This is a genomic window from Jiulongibacter sediminis (genome assembly GCF_001306455.1).
Classification (GTDB): Bacteria; Bacteroidota; Bacteroidia; order Cytophagales; family Spirosomataceae; genus Jiulongibacter; species Jiulongibacter sediminis.
Map to the genome: position 1 here is coordinate 1,258,065 of NZ_LGTQ01000005.1, position 14,554 is coordinate 1,272,618.

Annotated in this window: 13 protein-coding genes and 2 tRNA genes; 6 read left to right on the plus strand and 9 right to left on the minus strand. The window is 36.0% G+C overall.

Annotated features, from left to right (window positions below; translation table 11 throughout):
• Nucleotides 1–2: 2 nt before the first annotated feature.
• From AFM12_RS05590 to AFM12_RS05600, 3 genes are all read right to left on the minus strand, one after another.
• Nucleotides 3–701: a hypothetical protein gene (locus tag AFM12_RS05590; RefSeq protein WP_055144800.1), complete on the minus strand. Its 699-nt coding sequence runs from the start codon at nt 699–701 to the stop codon at nt 3–5.
• A gap of 152 nt (nt 702–853) precedes the next feature.
• Nucleotides 854–1,531, minus strand: coding sequence for a hypothetical protein (locus AFM12_RS05595; protein WP_055144803.1), 678 nt, complete (start codon nt 1,529–1,531; stop codon nt 854–856).
• Nucleotides 1,506–7,910, minus strand: coding sequence for an ATP-binding protein (locus tag AFM12_RS05600; protein WP_055144806.1), 6,405 nt, complete (start codon nt 7,908–7,910; stop codon nt 1,506–1,508). The genes AFM12_RS05595 and AFM12_RS05600 overlap by 26 nt, the downstream gene beginning before the upstream one ends.
• Before the next feature lie 185 nt (nt 7,911–8,095).
• Here AFM12_RS05600 and AFM12_RS05605 point away from each other — a divergent pair, with 185 nt between their 5' ends.
• Nucleotides 8,096–8,491 (plus strand): hypothetical protein, encoded by a 396-nt coding sequence (locus tag AFM12_RS05605; RefSeq protein ID WP_055144809.1) that lies wholly within the window; start codon nt 8,096–8,098, stop codon nt 8,489–8,491.
• A 14-nt stretch (nt 8,492–8,505) separates the two neighbouring features.
• Here AFM12_RS05605 and AFM12_RS05610 read toward each other — a convergent pair whose 3' ends face one another.
• Genes AFM12_RS05610 through AFM12_RS05620 form a run of 3 tightly spaced genes read right to left on the minus strand, consistent with a single transcriptional unit; the run spans nt 8,506 to nt 9,851 of the window.
• Nucleotides 8,506–8,688: a hypothetical protein gene (locus AFM12_RS05610; protein ID WP_055144811.1), complete on the minus strand. Its 183-nt coding sequence runs from the start codon at nt 8,686–8,688 to the stop codon at nt 8,506–8,508.
• A 19-nt stretch (nt 8,689–8,707) separates the two neighbouring features.
• Nucleotides 8,708–9,460 (minus strand): N-formylglutamate amidohydrolase, encoded by a 753-nt coding sequence (locus tag AFM12_RS05615; protein WP_055144814.1) that lies wholly within the window; start codon nt 9,458–9,460, stop codon nt 8,708–8,710.
• Complete coding sequence (locus AFM12_RS05620; protein ID WP_216598494.1) at nt 9,453–9,851, minus strand: hypothetical protein; 399 nt, start codon at nt 9,849–9,851, stop codon at nt 9,453–9,455. The genes AFM12_RS05615 and AFM12_RS05620 overlap by 8 nt, the downstream gene beginning before the upstream one ends.
• A gap of 153 nt (nt 9,852–10,004) precedes the next feature.
• Between AFM12_RS05620 and AFM12_RS05625 the strand changes: the two genes are divergently transcribed.
• The gene (locus AFM12_RS05625) at nt 10,005–10,241 is read left to right on the plus strand and encodes a helix-turn-helix domain-containing protein (RefSeq protein WP_082391205.1); all 237 of its coding nucleotides are present in this window, start codon (nt 10,005–10,007) and stop codon (nt 10,239–10,241) included.
• A 363-nt stretch (nt 10,242–10,604) separates the two neighbouring features.
• Here AFM12_RS05625 and AFM12_RS05630 read toward each other — a convergent pair.
• Nucleotides 10,605–10,679 (minus strand) — tRNA-Pro (locus AFM12_RS05630).
• 51 nt (nt 10,680–10,730) lie between these two features.
• Nucleotides 10,731–10,817 (minus strand) — tRNA-Ser (locus AFM12_RS05635).
• Nucleotides 10,818–11,141: 324 nt separating this feature from the next.
• Between AFM12_RS05635 and AFM12_RS05640 the strand changes: the two genes are divergently transcribed.
• Complete coding sequence (locus AFM12_RS05640) at nt 11,142–12,404, plus strand: aminotransferase class I/II-fold pyridoxal phosphate-dependent enzyme (RefSeq protein ID WP_055144821.1); 1,263 nt, start codon at nt 11,142–11,144, stop codon at nt 12,402–12,404.
• A gap of 162 nt (nt 12,405–12,566) precedes the next feature.
• Entirely contained in the window at nt 12,567–12,743 is a 177-nt protein-coding gene (locus tag AFM12_RS05645) for a BF3379 family histone-like protein (protein ID WP_055144824.1), read from the plus strand.
• A 78-nt stretch (nt 12,744–12,821) separates the two neighbouring features.
• Here AFM12_RS05645 and AFM12_RS05650 read toward each other — a convergent pair whose 3' ends face one another.
• Complete coding sequence (locus AFM12_RS05650) at nt 12,822–13,241, minus strand: MaoC family dehydratase (RefSeq protein ID WP_055144827.1); 420 nt, start codon at nt 13,239–13,241, stop codon at nt 12,822–12,824.
• A gap of 27 nt (nt 13,242–13,268) precedes the next feature.
• On the opposite strand from AFM12_RS05650, the gene AFM12_RS05655 reads away from it, so the two are divergent.
• Together AFM12_RS05655 and AFM12_RS05660 are read left to right on the plus strand one after the other, a co-directional pair.
• Entirely contained in the window at nt 13,269–14,156 is an 888-nt protein-coding gene (locus AFM12_RS05655) for a diacylglycerol/lipid kinase family protein (RefSeq protein ID WP_157687297.1), read from the plus strand.
• The gene (locus AFM12_RS05660; protein WP_055144833.1) at nt 14,153–14,494 is read left to right on the plus strand and encodes a translation initiation factor; all 342 of its coding nucleotides are present in this window, start codon (nt 14,153–14,155) and stop codon (nt 14,492–14,494) included. Before AFM12_RS05655 ends, AFM12_RS05660 begins: the two co-directional genes overlap by 4 nt.
• The last annotated feature ends 60 nt before the right edge of the window (nt 14,495–14,554 follow it).

Genomic DNA, 14,554 nt, shown 5'->3' on the forward strand with positions numbered 1-14,554 from the left:
TATTAGGCAACTTTTTCCAATCGGATTTTACGTAACCCATCTGTTTGCCAGCCTTTAATTATCCTTAATTCAGCTATGGCTCTTGAATGAATAATATGCTTTTCATGATCGTCAAATACTTCTCCAATTTCATGTGCCGCTTTATTCCTTAAATCTTTCAAATCTCGCAGAAATCCGATGTTACAAAGTTTTCTCAAACGCTCATCCGAGTTAAGGATATCAATCATATTTCCAAAATTTAGGTATTTCCCTTTCTCTACTTTTTTTTGGAATTTATTCTCAATACTAGACTCGCTTATGATGACATTGTGTAAAAGCACTTCTAATAACTTTGCCAAAGAAAGAACGGACATATTATAATTTTTCATTTCAATCTGCCCCCTACAGGACTCTAATTCTTCCCTCTCATTTTCTAACCAAATAAAGTCAGTTACAAGCCTATTTAAATTCATGACCACTTCTTTAAAAGCCTCTTCCGGCTCAAACTTTTCATTTAACTCTTTCAGCCACCTCCTATTCTGAAAATACCTTCTTTGATACATAATGCTCTCGGCAGTCTTTTCTCTAAGCATTTTTTCCAAATCAGAAATGACCCCTTTCTGCCTCTCTATCTCATCAGCTTTTTCTTTGTTTCCTAAAAACTGAAAGAAATTACCCAAAATAGATGCTCCAAGTATTGTATTTTTTACTTCTTTTTTCATGTTGATTATTGTCCTAATTCATGGATTTTTAATTTTTGATAAGAATACTAGAATGTTGGTGAATCGCTGTCGTAAGCAAAGGTACAAAGGAATGTTGACCCCTATTTTTACTCATTTTGTTATTACGAAATCTTATTGCATTTCCAATAACACTACTTATCAACTTTTTCTAAATCCTTCAAAAGATTCTCAATCTCCTCTCTAATTTTTCCTTTGATTTTAGGCAGGTCCAATTTTTTCGATTTCATATTCGAGGGCTCTTGTCCACTCTCAATCCTATCCCAGAAATTCACTCCTTTGTTTAAGAGAAATCCCACTCTATCTAATAATTTCTTTTCATCGTCAGAAAGAATTGTATCAAATTCCTTATCCCATTCAGTACTATGAGAGATCAAATATTCATTGGAACCAATTAGTAGTGAGAGCTCTAAGATATTCTCAAATCTCTGACTTGCTATTTTTATGAATCCAGCCCACGAATTATTTCTTGGGAGATCAAAACTTGGCCAGCTTGAAGACCAACGGTTAGATTTTCTTTCTCTAACACTCTCTAAAATTTCTAGAAGATCTCCGAAATTGTCTACTGGAGACTCAATGAACGAACTTTTATACCGATGATCCCACAGCTTCAGAATAGTCTCAAAACACTCTTTTTTCTTAAATTCATTTTCCTCAACATCTTGACTCTCATTAATACCATTTATCAATTCAGCCAAATAATGCGACATCCATTTAGCTAACGTATCTGATGTCCCATGAATTTCTAAATCCTTGACAATCTTTTTTCCAAGCTTAATAAGCTGATCATCCGAGTGTGTTGACTGTTCCATTTGAGCTAATTAGGTAAAATTTACGAGCTTTAATAGATGAGTCTTCTGAATAAGAAGAACTTACTTCATTCCTTTCATAACGTTTTACTCTACATTCCAGTAAAAGATCAAATCCTACTTTTCTTAAAAAACTTAAGAGGAAAGATGAGTCAACTTCAAAAGTGTTCCCGCTATAACCAATAGTATTACCACGAATTCTTTTATGAGTATTGTCCCAATTTTTAATTTCACCAATTTTTAAATTTTCACAAAAAAAAGATTTCCCAATATCATCACTTTGGATCTCGTACAGTTCTTTAACAATATTATCAAATGAATAAAAGAATGGTTTAAGCTCATTTGCGAACGAATCAAACTCTTGTTCGCACCTTAATCCAACATATATTTGCTTGATCCAACCTATGAATTCAAATTCCTCTACTTTCATATTTGACCCATCAATGTCATTATCATATTCATCTTCATAAGGAAAGCCATCTTCATACCAATTCTGGGTAGAATGTAAAGCTCTCATTAAGGCCTTGGAGGTCTTAGGGGAGACAATTGCCGATGAAATGTCTACTTTTTCCCAAATATCATTTCGGTGCTTTGAATATTCTCCATAGACAAAAACTTTCTTATTCAGACTATTATTCTCGATACCGACAATTTGATCATATTCTTTGGTTCTTATGTTCTTAATCCAATCGTTGACATTTATTGAACTTTCTATCTCAAAAGTAAACTTTGGTGGAATAGAGTCCCGGTATTCTGATAACAAGAAACCTCCGAGTTCCGACCCGGCCCAAGTACCAATCCAATTTTCCCATTTACCTGAATTACCATCAAATTCATCTATATATAACGGCTCTTTTCGAAGCAATTCTGTTGCAGAGCAAAACATTGCGTGGTATTCATAATATTTTTGAAGGTTTTCGATTGCTGGAAGATTTCCTTGGCGATTACTAGTCAAGTAACTTTCATTGTAACTGTCAATTATAACATGATTATCCTCTAAAGCATTACCTAAATAACCCCAACTTTCAGTAATATATTTATCGGATAGGTCAGCTACATCATATTCAGTTAAATTGAAAACTCTACCCAGAGGGCTATACCAGTAGGGCAAGGTATCCATTGAATCAAAATGAAATTTCCAATCCCCATTTTTTGATGAGTATTTTCTTTGTTCTCTAATGTACCTTTTTTCATTGACTGGTTCAAATTGGCTCACCAAACAGCTGTCAATAGTTTTACATTCATCAATTGTAAAAAAATCAGGGTCATTTTTTATGAAATTTTGACAAGCTCCTTTTACAAAAAAAAGGATTAGAGCATGAGGAAAATCCGTACTCTGAATTTCGGCTAGAAAGTACTCCTTATATTCCTTTAGAAGTTGATGATTGTCAAATGAAACCCTATTGATACAAATCCACAGGTATAGCTTAGCTGACATCCAAAAAAAGGTATGTTCTTTCTTTTGAAAATCAGAACAAGAAACGTCATTCTGCCATTTCAGTAAATAAGACAAAACAGTTTTATTCCCAGAAATAATTAATTCCTTCAATGTATGAACTGCAATCCACCGTCTTCTTTTATCAGGTTGACCTAGCATATAGCGTATAACTAATGCAATAGCCTCCTCCACATTGTCTATTGTAACAGCATCTGATATTTCTTCCCTCGATATTTGACTAAACCATCTATTAATAGTCCATTCTAACAACTCATTTGAACTTGAGGAAGTTAAGCCATTTTTCAGTATGAAGCACAGATCAAGAATATGCCTCGTGGTCAATGAATCAACAATATCTGGAAGAACATCAAGTAGTTCATTGCCTATAACTTCATCCGACACCCTAAATGCCTTCGCTAATGAATAGATTTTACCTATTTGAAATCCATATTCCCGTTTAAGAGAAGGGATTAATAGTCTCCTTAAAACTTTACTAAAGTTCGACCTTGCCCAAGTATCAACCAAAGGATAATCAATCCAATCGTTTATACGCTCCTCTATCAATTCTTGATAATCCCAATCATTTAAATATAATTTGTCAATTTCCGAAATAGCATTTAAGTGTGAAACGTATTCGGAAGTTTTAACTCTATCTTTTACAAATCCCCAAAAGCTCTTGGTATCAGGATATGAAGATCCGACCCTCTCTTTACTCCTAATTTCATTTAATGCACCTTCTAATGAATGCTTTGAAGTTAATTCAACCGTTTCTGCCAATAATCGATACTCATTGAGATTTTCCTTTAATTTTTCGGAGTTTGAATGAAAGGAAGGTTCTTTCCAGCTCTCATCGGCCTCCCTGAGAAAGTTATAATAGTTTAAGAGTTTTTCTTTTACCTCCGAACTTAAGTTTGAATCCTCTTTAAAAAAGCTGTAAAGTTTTCCAAACATATAGTGATCTCTCGAAAACCTCTCAATTTTTTCCAGTTGGGATTTGGTAAATTCATTTTGCTCTTTAAAACTATGGTTATCGAGCAACTTTTTTAATAAAATTATTTCTAAATCCTCGTCATAAGTTCTCCTAGGGTTACATAAATCAATAAGATGTATACAAAATTCTGGATCAAGACTTTCTTTCTTAAGTGACACTTTAAGAATTACATCAAGAAAATCCTCAACTTCTAAATCTCCTTGATGATCCCATTGACAAAGGATTTTTAGAGCTGTCAACAAATCCAATTCAGCAATTGTGTTTAGCCCTTCTTTCAATGGAAACTTATCATACCCTGAAAGAGCATCCATTGAAAATTTAAGATATTGTGAAAATTTCAAAGCCAAAACTGGCTCTTTACTCTTAGAAGTATGATTTGTTAGTGAACTTATAAATCTAATATTGTCCATTGCTTCAAGGTCAACTTCACTCACCGCCGATACAGCCTCGTTAAAATAGAACCTGCTCAAATCGTTATCATGAGAAAGAAATATCTTCGCAAACCTTACAAACCAGCCTATCCACTCCTGAGAAGACCATGTCCTTTCATGTATTTCCCTTTGAGCCTCTTTTATTAAAGGATCGAATAAAAGAGAGCTCATCCCCTCAAGGCCGCTTAGCTTTTCTGCCAAAGCAACTCTTAAGGAAATAACATTTTGCTCATAGTTTTGGAAAGAGACTAATAACCTTTTTAAGCAGTCTCGTTTTTTACTTACACAGGGAAGTACATCAGCTAAAGCGACTGCAAGGAATTGTAATTTTTCTGGAGCCCTTAATCTATCAGAATACCGTAAAAAATGGTCATTCTTCATTTTTGTACATATTGACAAGAATTCAGACCTAAGACTTTCATCAGAATAATTTGAAAAAGTGCTAGCCCTTAGGTTATATATACTCAAACCAAAGGAGATGAAATGATAATAATTTGAAGTTTCTGAGGTTCGATTTTTAATCCTTTTTTCCTTTGGCCCAAACACTTCATCTAATACGCTGTCAGTTGTTATAATCTTATCAGGTGATAAGGAATTAATTAATCCAGCTCGTCTGAAATAGTTTTCAAATACAATATTTGTGCCCTCAACCTGCCCGAATGAAATAGAAATGTATTTGGGTATGACGACAGAAAAACGTTTTAACAGCCGAAGAACTTCTTCTTTTCGATTTTCTGAAAAAAGTTCACAAAATGAAATAATGGCTGAAGCCATTTGCTCGGTTAAGGAATTAACACGAGATAGGTATGCAGAAATAACATTGTAAATTCTTTCAAAATCGAAGTTAGAAATATCTTTTCCCCGTCGATTCTTTATAAGCCAAAGCTGTATGCCAACTGGTAATTTAAAAGTTGATTCGGAGTTACCTTTTAATTGATCTAGATTCTCTGATTTTAAAATCCTTTGTATCGTAAAATCGGCTATTTCGGCCCAATGCTCTTTTGGATTCCACCTAAACAACCATCTTTTTGCTTTTTTCGCTCCAAAAATTCTAAAATGTGCCTCTAAACCATATGAAATATCTAGACTCTCAATCCCTGTGTAATTATTCTCTTCTTCCTCATCATTTATTTTCTTTGACCACCAATTCACCCATTTATCAGCATTCATTAAGTTTTGAGAAGCAAGATCAGGATCAGTTCCTAATCTTGAGAGCAATGTTGAGAAGTAGAAGCCATTGAGAGGCTCCATTCTTACATGTCGTATTGGTTTAGTGTAATTTTCTAAAGAACGTGAAAGGCTATCTAGTTCAAATATAAGCCCCCTATTTTCAACTAATAGTTGGTTCAAAGCAGCATCAGCCTTTAAAGCTTCAGACGCGATAAGTAATACCTTCATGGGAGTAAGCCTCTCTTCTTTATGACTACATCCCCTTAAGGCCAATTTAACTCTATCAATAAAAATCTCTTTGGCTTTAACCGGATCAGTAATAGGGATGATATTTGATTCATCTTCAATCAGCTTAAGGAGTTGATCATACTGCTTCGATATAAAAAGAGCTTTACCCAAGTTTGTTGCAGCATACCAATCCTCGTCCTTTCGCTCCAACAGCAAATCAGATATTGTTCTTCTAATCTTCTCTGTAGGGACATAACTTGACCGAACAAAGTTTTCAAAGTCCTCATCTCTAAAACTAAAATAACTATCAGAAGATAAGATTAATCCATCCCAAATATCTGTGTACAGATCATTAACCGTTGAAAGATCTAATTCCGAAACTTGAACTACAATATCTATGGGAATAGGTCGGGGTAAAGCTATAAGAGTTTTAAAGAATTTATCAACAGTAATTTGGCCTGTAGGTCCCAATCTCTTGACAGCTAAATTTATTTTATCACGGATCAATTCATCAACTGTCTTACCATTCGGTTCCAAATAGTCTATTATCTCATGAACGCCTTTCGATATCAAATCGATTGAATAGAACTGGACACGTGGAATACCATGTGATAATTCATGAAATTGTTCGATAAATTTATCGTCAAAATCATACATATATCCCTTGAGAAACTGTTTCGTCTCTTGAATTGAAAAGGGTTTTATTGTAAATAAAGTATGTTCATATGGAAGACTAAGAGTATTAACTCTGGATATCCGAGAGGTCAGAACCAATCTAAAATTTTCAGGAAATTGTTCACAGAGAATATCCGTAACAAAGCTCTTTTCTCCATAATGCTCAGCAGCACTTATACTATTATCTGCGGCATCAATAATTAAGACCAAGATTGAATCAGTCGTAGATTGTAATATTTGACAAACCTCCTCAATTCTTTTTCTAAATTCTCGTAATATCATATACGGTTCTAACTCTCTATTCGCCAAAAAAGAAGACCCATACGATATTGCCAACTCATTTGAGATTTGGACTAAAGCCTCTTTGTGTAGATGTCTTTTGTCACTTCCATTCAGATAATCACCTCCTCCGTAGCAATCAAAAGTTAGAATTTTCATCTCAGGAGGAGAATCCCTTTCTAGTAACTGTGTACAAGTTGACTTACCTACTCCCGCTCCTCCTTGAAGGCAAATTGGCTTATTAGATCCAGAATTGGCAATGAGATCAATAATCTCATCGGTTTGCTCTCTCTTAACGATATTTTTAACCTCATCAATTCTTTTCCGAACCGGAAATAGCATAGACATGCTAGTATCAAGACAATGAAGTAGGTCTTCAACTACTATTTTATTTGAACCTTCATTCATTGCATTTGGAAGCATGGCGTTTATAATAAACCTGTATAAATGATTGGACAAATTGCTTCGCCGATAACCTAATTTTTTAATTCTATTAACTATTTCAATATCTTGTCCATAGCTAGATTCTACTCCACATTCGCTTAAATCAAGTATTCGGATAAAGTTTGAGAAGTCAGATAAGTTTAGTTCACTTGCCGACCTCATCTTTGTAAGTGCATCACTTAAAGCCTTAGGGTAATTAGAAATTTGTTTTTGGGTAAGTTTTTTTGACCTTTTCAAGTCATTTTTAACCGTATTGAGGAACCCTAATTGATTTGGGTTGAATTTTCGATTACTTATGAATTTGATGATTAGCTTATTTCCCAATTCTCCATCTCCATAATTGTCCTTCAAGCTTTTGAAAGACCTAGCAAGACGGTTAATTACAGAACCTAGATGAGAGCCGCTTTTTTTTCCCTCGTACAATCCATAAAAAGTCCAATTATCTCCAGCTTTTCGTGTGCTATACTTGAGTTGAGAAAGCACTACCTTTTTGGCATCTTGGAAATTACTTCCACCATAGTACTCGGTTAAATCAACACCAAGAAATTTCGTTCCAGTGGTGTCTATCTCCTGACTATCTGATGGATCAATACCCTCCAAAACCAATAGCTTCAAAGCTTCTGGGTTAAAATCCAATAGTTCAAAAGATTTTTTGAGAGCCCATAAAACGTGAAAATCATCTCCGGCATTTGATTCTGCTGCTTCAGGAATTCTTTTGTTAGTCATAGGATTGAGAATTATACTTTAACCTTGTTGCGAAAGGAATAATTATGATTTTGGACTTTATTCACTTTAAAAATCAACATTTATTAACTTCAAGACAAAGCTTCAGGTAATAAGTATTTTCTCAAAAAATACTTTAAACTACCTTAAAGAATAATATTTTCAGTCGTAAATTTCATTACTAAGTGATGTACTCTAAAGAGCAACTAAATTTTCAGAAAAAACTTATCGGAGTTTTCGAAGAGTTAGAAATTGAAAAGAAAGAAGCTTTTTCAAAAGTTGTTGCGACTGGATATGGCCAAAGGAATGAACTAGTAAAGCATGTTTATTCCAATTATACCTTGCATGAAAGTCTCAATAAAAAAAGAGAGGAATGGGAAAAAGCGTCTCTTTACTCTAAGGTTGTTAATTGGCTCTACGACATTTTTGTAAATCACAGAGACCTTTATGGCTATTTTGAAAACCCAGATGAAATGATAAAAGAGATATCTGAACTTTTAGAAACTGCTGTTAGAAAAGAAGAATATATGATAGCCGAACACCTGAAAAAATGGCTTAGCAAAATTCAAAGCAAAGATTTGTAAAGTAGTAATCAATTTTAATCATCAGAATTGCCCTCAGGATACCTTTTGTCATATGCATCTCTCATGTCTTTTTCAATCTCTTCTAGAACTTCAAAGGCTTTCCAAAACAAAGTGAACGGTAGTAATAAAATACGCACAAGAGCGAAAATTATCTCATCGCGGAAACTCATTTCTTTTTTGTCCTTTTTCTTTTCCATATATGTCCAAAAGTTAATGTCAAATACCTAAAGACTCCACCCTGAGAAGACTAAGAATCTGATTACATGTCTCTGAAACTTCATCAAACTTCTCGTTTTTCATACATCCCCTCTCATCCAGATACAGCCTTCTATTCACCTCAATCATAACTGTATGAACTTGTTTTTCTTTCCTAAAGAATTTTAATGGCACTATAGAACCTGAATATGGCCAGTCAAGACCTACTGAAAAACCTTTTGATTTGAGGAATGTTTCCAGAATTTTCACCAATTCAGAAGGTGTATGATAGGGATCAGTACCAATGTTAAAGTCCGGCCTATTTAACCTTTGATCTAACGCTCTTTTTAAAGGTATCTTAGGAAATGAATGACAGTCTACTATCAAAGCCTTCCCAACTCTTGCTAATTCACCTTCTACAGCTTCTGTAAGTCTTTTATGATGAGGGATATAAAACTCATTCAATATCCTTTTTCTCAGCTCTGGATTCACCTCTCTCATCAGTTCTCCTGAATCAAGGTGTGAGTATAGAACTCCCATTCCAACGGAAGCCATAACTTCTTGTTCATCATCTATAAACCTTTCTACATCACAGAAAAGCCTTGAAAAGTCTGCTTTAACGGTGATATCTTTTTCTGAATAAAATAACTCGTTTGTAAACCAATCTGTAAGTCTTTTTAATTCATTTTTGAGCACCTCCTCATTGACCACATAGCCGGAATTATCGGGAATAATGGTGGATGAGTGAGGGATATGTAAAATCATTTTATTCATACTCAGTAATCCTTGGGTCAACTTTAGGTGACATTTCAAACATTACTGTTTCATCTAAATATATGAGAACTACTCTATTTTGCTCAAATTCCAGCATCAAGGCTCTTAATAAGTTTTCTATGTGCAGCTTCAATTCAGACTCTCCGATTAAGAATTTAGGATAATTGATAAATGAGATTTCGAAATGAGGTTCAATTTGACCCGCCATTACTATCTGACAAGGTGTAACCTTTGCACTCAACAGAAAACCGGTTTTGGCATAAAGCTTTTGCTGCCAGTCTTGGATGAAACCTACATATTCAGCTTCTGTAATCTGTTCATCAGAATATCCTCTTCTACTCCCAATAACCATTTCCGCAATGAATGTAGGATTTCTAACGATTTTCACCACTCTTATTAATTATGTAAAAAGCTTTGTAAATGTTCATCTGATCCTGTCTTAAAAATAATTCAGTCACCTGCGACAAACAGACCGTTACTAATTACAAAATGTTGACATTTATGTTTACCCCTTGTGCAAGTATATCAAGGAAATTTGACATTAATGTCAAGTCTCCCGGAAAACTATGTCCAAAACAAAATCCTCTTCGGAAAGAATGTCTGTAGGGAAAGGAATGAAAAAGGCATGTCTCAAAATGACTTAGCAGCTACTTGCGGGTTTGAGAAAACAACTATTTCGAGAATTGAGAATGGGAGAACCAACTGTACAATTAAAACAGCCACTACTTTAGCCCAAGCACTAGGTATATCAACCAGTAAGCTCTTCAACGACCTCATTTAAAAACAAAGTCCATCTTAATTTTTAATCAGCAACCTTGCTTGTACATATAGGCAAAAGTCTAACCTGTGAATGGGCTACCCTTCTTGTAGTTTTTAAAATACCCCCCGGTTAAGTATACTTTTGGAGTAAAAAAGGAATCCCTAATATAATTTAGCAATTCGGTGACATCTAATAAAAATTTTATGATCGAACTGCTTATCAATGCCTTAGGAGAAAATCCCGGAGATTGGAGCCTAAATTTCTCAGTAAAGAGTTTATTCCGATTCGAACAATTCGAACGAAAGTCATCGAAAATGTGCAAATAATGTGCAAATAAAAACACAAAGGCACTTAAGATCTCTCCTAAGTGCCTCATTATCAGTGTCGGGGTGGCAAGATTCGAACTTGCGACCTTCTGCTCCCAAAGCAGACGCGATGACCGGGCTACGCTACACCCCGAATTTTGTTTGTTGTGTTTGAGTGGCTTTCTGTCTCCCAAACACTCCTTTGCGGAGGGAGCGGGATTCGAACCCGCGGTACCGTTACCGGTACGTCAGTTTAGCAAACTGGTGGTTTCAGCCACTCACCCATCCCTCCTTTCGTCGAAACGGAGTGCAAATATACAGCAATTCTATTTTGATAGTCAACACATGAACAAAAAAAATGTACTCTTTTTTGGACCTTTTTTACGAATCATTTGAAAATCAAGCCCTTAAACATGAAAATAATTCAGACTCGAGTAATGCCCAAAGTGAGCATTGAATATTTTATCAAAATAGTACCATAATTAATTCAAATAACGACCAATTATCTTTAAATAAGACAATTTTAATATCTCATTTATATCTTGTAAATTTGCAAACCTTTTTTGAGTTAACGTTTTTAAAATTTTAAACTCATTTTCACTAAAACCCGAGGTTAATGGTACAGGATATCTTTGATAAAGTAGCAAACAATTTAGGGCCAATTGGCTCACATGCTCACTATTCTCACCACTATTATTCATTCCCTAAGCTTACCGGCCCTCTTGGCCCTTACATGGAGTTCGGCGGAAAAAGAATGCTAAACTGGTCTTTAAATAACTATTTAGGTCTTGCTACTCATCCTGAAGTCTTAAAAACCGATGCGGAGGCAGCTGCTGAATATGGCCTTGCCTACCCAATGGGTGCAAGAATGATGACGGGCAATACTGACCTTCACGAAGAACTTGAAAGACAGCTCGCTGAATACGTAGGTAAAGAAGATGCTTTTCTTCTTAACTATGGCTATCAAGGAGTTATGTCGGCCGTAGAAGCCCTGGTTGACTTTAAAGATGTAATAGTATACGATGCTGAGAGCCATGCTTGTCTGATCGATGGGGTAAGACTTCACAGAGCAAAAGGTGGTAAAACATACACCTTTAAGCATAACGATATGGATAGCCTCGAGAAAAACCTGAAGAGAGCTACTAAAATTGCTGAAGAGCAAGATGGTGGTATCCTTGTGGTTACCGAAGGGGTTTTCGGTATGTCAGGTGCCGTTGGTGCCTTGGATAAGATAGCAGAATTGAAAAAGACCTACAACTTCCGTTTGCTCGTAGACGATGCTCATGGTTTTGGTACAATGGGTAAAACCGGTTCAGGTGTTCCTGAGCACTTTGGGGTGCAGGATGCAGTTGATGTGCATTTTTCAACCTTCGCAAAGTCAATGGCAATGATTGGTGCTTTCGTGGCAGCCAAGAAAGAAATCATTATGTACTTAAAGTACAATATGAGATCTCAAACCTACGCCAAAGCTTTGCCAATGCCATTCGTAAAAGGTGGTTTAAAAAGACTGGAACTGATCAAAAAGCACCCTGAACTGAAAGACAATCTTTGGAAAATTGTGAATGCCCTTCAGGACGGATTCAGGTCTCGTGGTTTTGATATAGGGCAAACAGAGAGCTGCGTAACTCCAGTTTTCCTCCATGGTGAATATAACCTACCTACGGTGACAAACCTGATTCGCGACATGAGAGAAAATATGAATGTTTTCTGTTCAATAATCGTATATCCGGTTGTACCTAAAGGAGTTATCCTTTTGAGAATTATCCCTACAGCAGCTCATACCCTTGAGGATGTGGAGTATACCATGGAATGTTTTGAGACTGTTCAGCGGAAATTACAGGCCGGAGAGTACGCTCCTGAGACCACTGTAGAGGCCTGAACTTAGATAGTTAGAAGGACGTCTAAATATTGTAAAAAAGCCCTTATAGGTACTATATGGGCTTTTTTTAATACGTTTTTTCGTATATTTTTTTAGAATTATTCAATAATTAACATAACTTGCGTAGGTTAATAAATTTTTAAACTCAAACCCTGCTATACTATGAACAAGTATAACGAACTATCAAATCTAGTTGAGTCTCTGAAAGATGACTTTGAAAAATTCTACGATAAAGGAAACAAAGCTGCCGGAACAAGAGTAAGAAAAGGTATGCAAGCTTTGGCCGTTTTCGCTAAGGACACTAGAAAAGAAGTTCAGGACATGAAAAATGCCGACTAATAGGCTACGTGAATCTGACAAAGATATTATGGGCTCCCAATGGGAGCCCTTCTTTTTTATACGCCAGTTGATTCTTTCTTAATAAAGCTCAGTGTTTTTAAGGGTGCCTGTTCCACGAATAGTAATCTTACCTGTCTCAGGATCATAAACCTCGGTGGCGATTTCGGCTATATGCTTGCCCTCCTTAATATTCATTACCTTAAATACCACCTCGTAATCTTTACCCACAAACATTGGCCTCAGATACTCTGTTTCCTGCTTTAAGTAAATTGAGCCCGGCCCGCCCGGCTCATTCATTCCTAAAAACTTGGTAAAAACAGAACTACTCAAATGTCCGTGAATAATGGGCTTCCCAAAACGAGTAGTAGCGGCGTACTCAGGATCTACGTGGATTGGGTTATGATCTCCAGTCAAATCGGCGAAGGTGTTCACCTGCTCCTGAGAAAAACTGAAAGTAAATTTATAAGTAGAGCCTACCGGTATTTTTTTTGATTCCATAGATTGAAAAGTGGTTTATTTCTAATTTTGATCAAAAATACTCCATTGACATTGGCTAAACAACCCATTCTTTTTGTGATCAATCCAAACGCCGGTACTGACAGACGAAAAGAGGGGTTTAAAGATTTGATTCATAAATATCTTGACACCAATTCTTTTGATCCGCATATTGTTTTCACCGAGAGGGCTAAACATGCCACAGAGTTGACCAAAACATATTATCAGCAAGGTATCAGAGAGTTTGTAGCCATAGGTGGTGACGGCACAATCAATGAGATTGGTAAAGAACTTGTCAATACCGAAGCCAATTTAAGTTTGATTTCCAAAGGCTCTGGAAACGGGCTGGCCAGACACCTCAACCTGTACGAAAATGAAATTGAGGGTATAAAAAAAATTCCTGCAAGAAAACCTCATAAAATAGATGTGGGTCTTCTTAACAAAACAATTTTTCTTTGTACTGCAGGCGTAGGCTTTGACGCTTTATGTGCTCATCGGTTTTCAGAAATACCTGGTGGACGGGGCCTGAAGGCTTATGTCAGAACCGCCTTTGGCTCCTACAGAAGTTTTAAATCCATTAAACTCTTGAATGGACAAGAGGTTTTCTCATTAACATTTGGAAATGCGGCTCAGTTTGGTAATAATGCCTTTGTTACGCCTCTGGCTGAGATAGATGATGGCCTTTTAGATTGTAGTTTGGTCAAACCTCACCCCTGGTATGCAGTGGCGAAACTAGGTCAACAGCTCTTCACCAAAAAAATTGACCAATCAGTCTATGTTGAGTACCAAAGGGCTAAGAGTTTTGAATTTGATTTTGAAGAGCCTCAGTTGATTCATATTGACGGGGAAGCTCTTCAACAAAAGGAAAAACATATTGAAGTAAATATTATTGAAAAGGCTTTAAGTATCAGAATATGAGTAAGAAAAATAAAAACCGGATAGGTGTGGTATATTCTACTAACCCCGATTTTGAGTATCAGGAGAGTGGAAATAATGAACAGGAAACAGCGGGCAATTCGGCTCAAAACCTAAAAATATGGCTTGACAGAAAAGGCGGAAATAAACTGGTTACACGTGTTGCAGACTTTAAGGGAAATGCCTTTGACCTGGCCGTTTTAAAGAAAAGTCTTCAAGCGGCTTGTGGAAGCGGGGGAACCGTGAAAAACGGAGAAGTTTTACTCCAGGGAGATCACCGCGACAAAGTTCTTGATTACTTGATCAAAGAAGGTTACCAGGCCAAAAAAGCTGGAGGCTAATCACTCAATTAACTTTTCTTAACAGCGTTTTTTAAACATTAAACGGGCTATTAGTGTTAT

Coding starts and splice junctions, on each gene's coding strand:
- AFM12_RS05590 (WP_055144800.1), bottom strand. CDS start 701: ATGAAAAAAGAAGTAAAAAATACAATACTTGGAGCATCTATTTTGGGT.
- AFM12_RS05595 (WP_055144803.1), bottom strand. CDS start 1,531: ATGGAACAGTCAACACACTCGGATGATCAGCTTATTAAGCTTGGAAAA.
- AFM12_RS05600 (WP_055144806.1), bottom strand. CDS start 7,910: ATGACTAACAAAAGAATTCCTGAAGCAGCAGAATCAAATGCCGGAGAT.
- AFM12_RS05605 (WP_055144809.1), top strand. CDS start 8,096: ATGTACTCTAAAGAGCAACTAAATTTTCAGAAAAAACTTATCGGAGTT.
- AFM12_RS05610 (WP_055144811.1), bottom strand. CDS start 8,688: ATGGAAAAGAAAAAGGACAAAAAAGAAATGAGTTTCCGCGATGAGATA.
- AFM12_RS05615 (WP_055144814.1), bottom strand. CDS start 9,460: ATGAATAAAATGATTTTACATATCCCTCACTCATCCACCATTATTCCC.
- AFM12_RS05625 (WP_082391205.1), top strand. CDS start 10,005: ATGTCAAGTCTCCCGGAAAACTATGTCCAAAACAAAATCCTCTTCGGA.
- AFM12_RS05640 (WP_055144821.1), top strand. CDS start 11,142: ATGGTACAGGATATCTTTGATAAAGTAGCAAACAATTTAGGGCCAATT.
- AFM12_RS05645 (WP_055144824.1), top strand. CDS start 12,567: ATGAACAAGTATAACGAACTATCAAATCTAGTTGAGTCTCTGAAAGAT.
- AFM12_RS05650 (WP_055144827.1), bottom strand. CDS start 13,241: ATGGAATCAAAAAAAATACCGGTAGGCTCTACTTATAAATTTACTTTC.
- AFM12_RS05660 (WP_055144833.1), top strand. CDS start 14,153: ATGAGTAAGAAAAATAAAAACCGGATAGGTGTGGTATATTCTACTAAC.